Below are 5,846 nucleotides of genomic sequence, written 5' to 3'. Positions count from 1 at the left end.
TCTATCTATTTAAGCGATTATTCCGCTTCCGAGACCTGGAAGATCCTTTACAGGGTTTTTCTGCGGTTTTTTCGCTATGCTCTTTTTCTGTGCTTCCCCCTCTACCTATTGAGGCCCATCTATAAATTTATTATTGAGAAAGGGAAAAACGCCCTTATCCAAATCGAGCGCCCGGAAGCAATAACCATCTACCCCCTCAAACATTGGCTCTTCCGTCCCTTTCAGGGGATCGGTATAGGTTTTCTTTTTGCCACTAAATTACTGGCCCTCATCGAGGTCATCACCGGACCTTCCACCAGTTCCTCTCTTCCTGTTATTTCCGGTCATTATCAACTGGGACGCATGCTTTTGGTTACCGCCATTACGATTACTATCTCCCTCCTTTTATCAACCCTCTGGACCCTGGACGATATGGGGTTACGCTATTACAACCGAAGGGATCAGGAACTCAAAATGATCGGAAAGTATGTCGGAACCCTGATGCCTACTATTTTCGGACTCTATGGGCTTTTCAGCCTCCTGTCCCAATATCCAAGAGAAAACGCCCTGGTCGACATATTCAGGATCATCCTGGCTTTTTATCCGCCTCTGGTCGTTTTTGTGGTCGTCCATAGCCATTTCATTACCGGAAAAATCGATTTCCATTCCAGGAAAAATTTATTAAAGAAAGGGGGGATCTGGCGGGATCAAACAATTTAAGCTTTCCCGTTTCCCGGTTTAAAAATTTATATTTGGCCTTTATCCGATTTGAAGGAACAAAAGCGCTTCTTATTCGTTATTCTTATATGGCCGTCATGAACGCAAAAGATGAAAACCTTTTGATCCGACAATTCAAGGCCGGCGATTTATCGATCTTCGAAATACTCATCAAAAAATATCAGGATAGAATCTATAACCTCTGCCGTTACCTTCTCGGCCATCCTCAAGACGCGGAGGATGCCGCCCAGAATGTATTCCTGAAAGCCTACCGGAACTTAAAGCACTTTAAACCCGAATCTTCTCTTTATACCTGGCTTTACCGCATCGCGGTCAATACCTGTCTCGACCATAAAAGAAAATTGCGCCCCGAACCCCTCAAAGACGAATCCCTGGTGGAGGCCTTACCATCGGCCGAACCATCCCCCGAGCAACACTACCAATCGAAGGAAATCGGCAGGGCCATCCAGACGGCCCTGGACCAATTGCCCGGAGATTCGAGGGCCGTTATTGTCCTGCGGGAGATTGAAGGGCTTTCCTACGAGGAAATGGCCGAGGTGCTGCACACCTCCGTAGGGACAATTAAATCGAGGCTGTCGAGAACACGGGAAGAGTTACGCCGGCTACTGCCGGGAAAATGAATCTTCCCTGATAAAAATAATTGGGAACAAAATCGGATCCTGACCGTTTAAGCAATTGGAGAAAAAAAAATGGAATGCGCACAAGTAAAACAAATGATCTCCCGGTATGTGGACCAAGACCTTGATCCCCAGGAGGAAAGGACCTTTGAGCACCACCTGCGTGCTTGTCCGGGTTGCCAAGAAGCCATGGAAGGGCAAATGGCGATCCACCATCTTTTGGGTTCTGCAGAAAAATTCGAGGCACCCCTCGGTTTTGCCACCAGGGTCATGGCCCGGATCGAAGAAAAAGAAAGACGCCCATCCTTCTGGAGTTTCTTTACCCTTCAGCCGGCCTTCCTACGGGCGGTGGAAGTGGCCTTCGCGCTGGTCATTATGTTTATCGGTATGGTCTCCGGAAATCTGCTCGTCACCGGCAAAACACCCGAAAGGCCCGTGACCGTTCAGGAATCATTTTCTCTCGATCTCTTCCAGGCCACGCCTCCCGATTCAATCGGGGGCATCTACGTGTCGCTGGCAGGAGGCAATCATGAAAGATAACCTCTTAAAGTATATCCTGATCGTCTCTCTGCTTTTGAATTTCTCGTTCCTCGGCACCGCGGCCTACACCCATTACAAGCAGATCCGCCTTTATCGCCCGGCCCCGTTTTTTGGAGCGAGAGATCTGCCGGGTCCGCCGGCCTCTATTGCACCGAAGATGTTTTTCGAAGAGCTGTCCTTGAAGCCGGAACAGATCAAGCTCTTCCAGCAAAAGGCAGCCTTATTTCATAACGCCCTGGCTAAAAAAAGCCAGGAAGTGGGCCAACTGAGGACTTCCCTTATCGCCCTCATCGGGGCGGACCACCCCGATAACCAGGCCATCGAGGCGGCAATAATCCATATTAATAAAATTCAGGAAGACATACAAAAGACGGTCGTTTCCCACATGCTCGAATTCAAGTCCATGCTGGATAAGGACCAGCAGAAAAAATTTCTGCATCTGATCGAGAGCGCCATGGCCCAGCGCAAGGAGGCCATTTGCCCGTAAAATTTGCGCTCTGAGGATAATATACTTGCATCTTGCATCTTGAAACTTTTTTCGCATTAAACTGGAGGATTTAAATGAATCTACACTATTTGGCCAATGAACTCTATTACCAGAGGCGGAGGACTCTGGCGGCGATTATCGGTCTATCGATAGGCATCGCCCTGCTGATCATCCTCAATGCCCTCTCCTCTGCCTACCGCCAGGCGGCCCATGCCCCCTTAAAGGAAATCGGGGCGGATATCACGGTCCAGCGGCCGGGAAATGTCCCGGAACAACTGGAAGGTGCCGTATTTCCCTGCTCGGCGGTCACCATCCGGGATGACCAGGTCAAAAAAATCCAGGCCCTTCCGGGGGTGCGGGGTATAGGCAAGGCCGTTCTGCTTTGGGTCTTCGATCCCAACCGGGCCTGGATCGTCCTGGGTATCGAGCAAAACAACGCCGTTGGCCCGGCAACCCTTGCGCGGGCCGTTACGGAGGGACGCTTTCTGGAAGAGACCAAACCGGAGGCCCTGGTTGAGATCTCCTATGCCCGGCAATTCAACCTCAAGGTGGGCGACACCATATCGATTGCCAAAAGATCATATCCGGTGGTGGGGCTGGTAGACGCATCCCGGGCAGCCAAGATCGCCGTAGCCAATGTCTATGTGCCGTTGGCCGAAGCCCAGAAGCTGGCGGCCAATTCCCCTCAGGTCCATTCGGTCTCTCCCTTTGATCCGGCCGATGTCAACCTCCTCTTCATCAAGGCCGATCAGGAAAAGATTACGGCCCTGGCCTCAACCCTTCCGACTATCGTCGGCAAAAAAGCGGCCATCGGCACCCCTGATTCATTCCTGAAGCTCCTCGGCAGCCTCTTTGCCCTGTCAGACAAATTCACCATGGCCGCCTCCCTGATCGCTATTATCGTGGCCGTCCTGATCGCCTTTAAGACCATGGCCGGAAATATCGCCGAACGGGCCAGGGAAATCGGCGTCCTCAAGGCCGTGGGCTGGACGAACCGTAACGTAGTGACCCAGCTCCTCTCGGAATCGGTCATCCAGTGTTTCCTGGCCGGCATCCTGGGTCTGCTCATCGCCCTGGTCGCCTCGATCGGTCGTGGCTTTATCAAGGTAAACATCCCCATTCCCTGGGAGATGAGCCCCACACCCCACTTTCTGCCCGGTGGCGGGGATCAGATCTTTAAAACCCTCAGGCTTCCTGTGCATATACCCTGGTCTCTGGCAGCCTTCGCCATCCTTCTTTCCGTTGTGATCGGCGGCCTGACAGGCGGATTGCTCAGTAGAAGTATCTCAAAAATCAAACCATCGGAGGTTTTACGACATGAATAACGGAACTATTTTAACCGGTACCAGTCTCACTAAGAAATACGGGAACCTGGCAGTAGTTAAGGATGTCTCGCTCTCTATTGCTGCCGGGGAATTTGTCTGTCTGGTTGGAAAATCAGGCTGTGGCAAGACGACCCTCCTCTCTTTGCTTTCGGGGCTGGAGCGCCCGACCGAAGGGAAGGTCCAGTTGGGCGGGAAGGATATTACCAGCGCTACCGAGGATGAGTTGGCCCTCTTCCGCCGGGACAACGTGGGTTTTATCTTCCAGTCCTTCAACCTGATCCCCACCCTCTCCGCCTGGGAGAATGTTGCCCTCCCTCTTTTTCCTATAAAGATGCCGGCCGAAGAACGGGAAAGGCGGGCCATGGATCTGTTAGAGAAAATGGATTTGTTGCCCAGGGCGGAGCATTTGCCCTCGGCCCTTTCCGGGGGCGAAAAACAGAGGGTGGCCATTGCCCGGGCCCTCATAAACCACCCCAAGGTCCTCTTTGCCGATGAGCCCACCGGAAACCTGGACTCCGCTACCGGCGATGCCATCATGGACATCCTGGAAAGGCTCCATATCCAGGAAGGAGTCGCCATCCTCATGGTGACCCACGAAGCCGAACTTGCCAAAACCACAGACCGTTTGATCCGCATGCTCGATGGAAAGGTGATCTCATGAAAAAATTTATTTTACTCTGTTCCCTGGCCTTGGTTATCCTTTATTTTGGGGGAAATACCCAGGCGGCAACCCCGATCAAGGTCGATGTGCTCTACATGAACCACGGCCCCCTCATGGAGACGCTTAACAAGATGAAGGGCGTTTTCTCCGGTTATGGCGACAAGATCACGGTGTCCTGGCATGACTTCGATACGGAAGAGGGGGAGAAGTTCATGTCCAAAATGGGGATAAGTCAGCACGTACCCTTGATCGTCTGGATAGAGGGCCAACCCAAGTGGACCATCGGGGTCAAGCAGATCACCTTCGCCGGCTTCCCTACGGGTTCAGGACCGGCCTTCTTTCAAGGCAAATGGACCCTGGAGGACCTCAAGGGCGCTCTCAACCAGGCAACGGGCAAAAAGTGAGGAAACCATGAACACTCGCTATGTACTGAACGAACTTCGACACCACCATCACCGGACTCTGGTGAACATCCTCGGTATTGCCATAGGTATTGCCCTCTTTGTGGCCATCAACGCCGTCTCCACCGCCTACCAAAAGGCGGTGAGCCAGCCTTTTAAAAACCTTGGGGCCGACCTCGTGGTCCAGAAACCCGAAAAGCGTTCCGTTAATGCTGCCCAAACACCCCAATCGATGCGGGGTATCCGGCTGCCCTTTTCGAACCAGGTGCTGGCGCCTGAAGAGGTTCGGAAACTGGCCTCCATAGACGGTGTGGGCGCCGCGGCTTCTTCCCTGCTTCTCTGGGTGTTTGACCGGGGCGGTTTCCAGACCATTATGGGGGTGGATATTTCCCAGCCGAGTCTGGGACCGGTCAAGGTCAAAGAGTGGCTGAAAGAAGGACGGTTTCCGGAAAAAGAGGGCGAAATGGTTCTGGAAAAACACTATGCCAAATTCCATCATACGGCCCTGGGCGGCACCATGATGATTGATGGCCGACCCTTTACGGTGGTGGGGCTTCTGGAGATCAGGGAAGGCTCTCAGATCGCCTCGGCCAATGTCTACCTGTCCCTTAAGGATGCCCAAAATCTCCTTTCCGGAGAGGCCAAGGGCGTCAATATCGTCTATTTGCGGCTTAACAACCCTTCGCTCCTGAGCCAGGTAAAGACGCAGATCGCCCGGGGAGTGAACGGGGTCTCCGTTACCAGTTCCGACTCCTTCCTGGAACTGATGGGCGGGGTTTCCAAGATATCGGATCAATTCTCCTGGCTGGCCTCCCTGGTCGCCCTCGGGGGTGCCATTTTCCTGATCATCAAGACCATGCTGGCCAACCTGGTGGCCCGTTCCAGCGAGATCGGGATATTGAAAGCAGTAGGCTGGACCGAGCGGAATGTTCAGAAGCAGCTCATGGCCGAGGCCCTGTTGCAATCCTTCGCCGGAGGTCTGGTTGGCCTTATCGCCGGCTATGGGATCTCTTACCTCTTGGGGTTTCTCTCCATCCCCGTATCAACCCCCTGGGAGATAAACCTCACTCCCGCCTTTGCCAAAGAGGCGGCAACGGC

Annotated in this window: 8 protein-coding genes; all 8 read left to right on the top strand. The window is 53.0% G+C overall.

Going from position 1 to position 5,846, the window contains the following annotated elements; translation table 11 throughout:
- A partial coding sequence (locus HY879_19680; protein ID MBI5605558.1) for a hypothetical protein occupies positions 1 to 699 on the top strand: 699 nt, incomplete at its 5' end.
- 95 nt (positions 700 to 794) lie between these two features.
- A complete protein-coding gene (locus HY879_19675) occupies positions 795 to 1,337 on the top strand; it encodes a sigma-70 family RNA polymerase sigma factor (GenBank protein MBI5605557.1) in 543 nt (180 codons plus the stop codon).
- Positions 1,338 to 1,406: 69 nt separating this feature from the next.
- Complete coding sequence (locus HY879_19670) at positions 1,407 to 1,874, top strand: zf-HC2 domain-containing protein (protein ID MBI5605556.1); 468 nt, start codon at positions 1,407 to 1,409, stop codon at positions 1,872 to 1,874.
- A complete protein-coding gene (locus tag HY879_19665; protein MBI5605555.1) occupies positions 1,864 to 2,361 on the top strand; it encodes a periplasmic heavy metal sensor in 498 nt (165 codons plus the stop codon). Before HY879_19670 ends, HY879_19665 begins: the two co-directional genes overlap by 11 nt.
- Before the next feature lie 74 nt (positions 2,362 to 2,435).
- The gene (locus HY879_19660) at positions 2,436 to 3,686 is read left to right on the top strand and encodes an ABC transporter permease (GenBank protein MBI5605554.1); all 1,251 of its coding nucleotides are present in this window, start codon (positions 2,436 to 2,438) and stop codon (positions 3,684 to 3,686) included.
- A complete protein-coding gene (locus tag HY879_19655) occupies positions 3,679 to 4,347 on the top strand; it encodes an ABC transporter ATP-binding protein (protein MBI5605553.1) in 669 nt (222 codons plus the stop codon). Before HY879_19660 ends, HY879_19655 begins: the two co-directional genes overlap by 8 nt.
- On the top strand, positions 4,344 to 4,751 hold the full coding sequence (locus HY879_19650; GenBank protein MBI5605552.1) for a hypothetical protein: 408 nt from the start codon (positions 4,344 to 4,346) through the stop codon (positions 4,749 to 4,751). Before HY879_19655 ends, HY879_19650 begins: the two co-directional genes overlap by 4 nt.
- A 7-nt stretch (positions 4,752 to 4,758) precedes the next feature.
- A partial coding sequence (locus tag HY879_19645) for an ABC transporter permease (GenBank protein ID MBI5605551.1) occupies positions 4,759 to 5,846 on the top strand: 1,088 nt, incomplete at its 3' end.

Source organism: Deltaproteobacteria bacterium, assembly GCA_016219225.1.
Taxonomy (GTDB): domain Bacteria; phylum Desulfobacterota; class RBG-13-43-22; order RBG-13-43-22; family RBG-13-43-22; genus RBG-13-43-22.
This window is presented reverse-complemented; position numbering and strand designations above follow the sequence as displayed.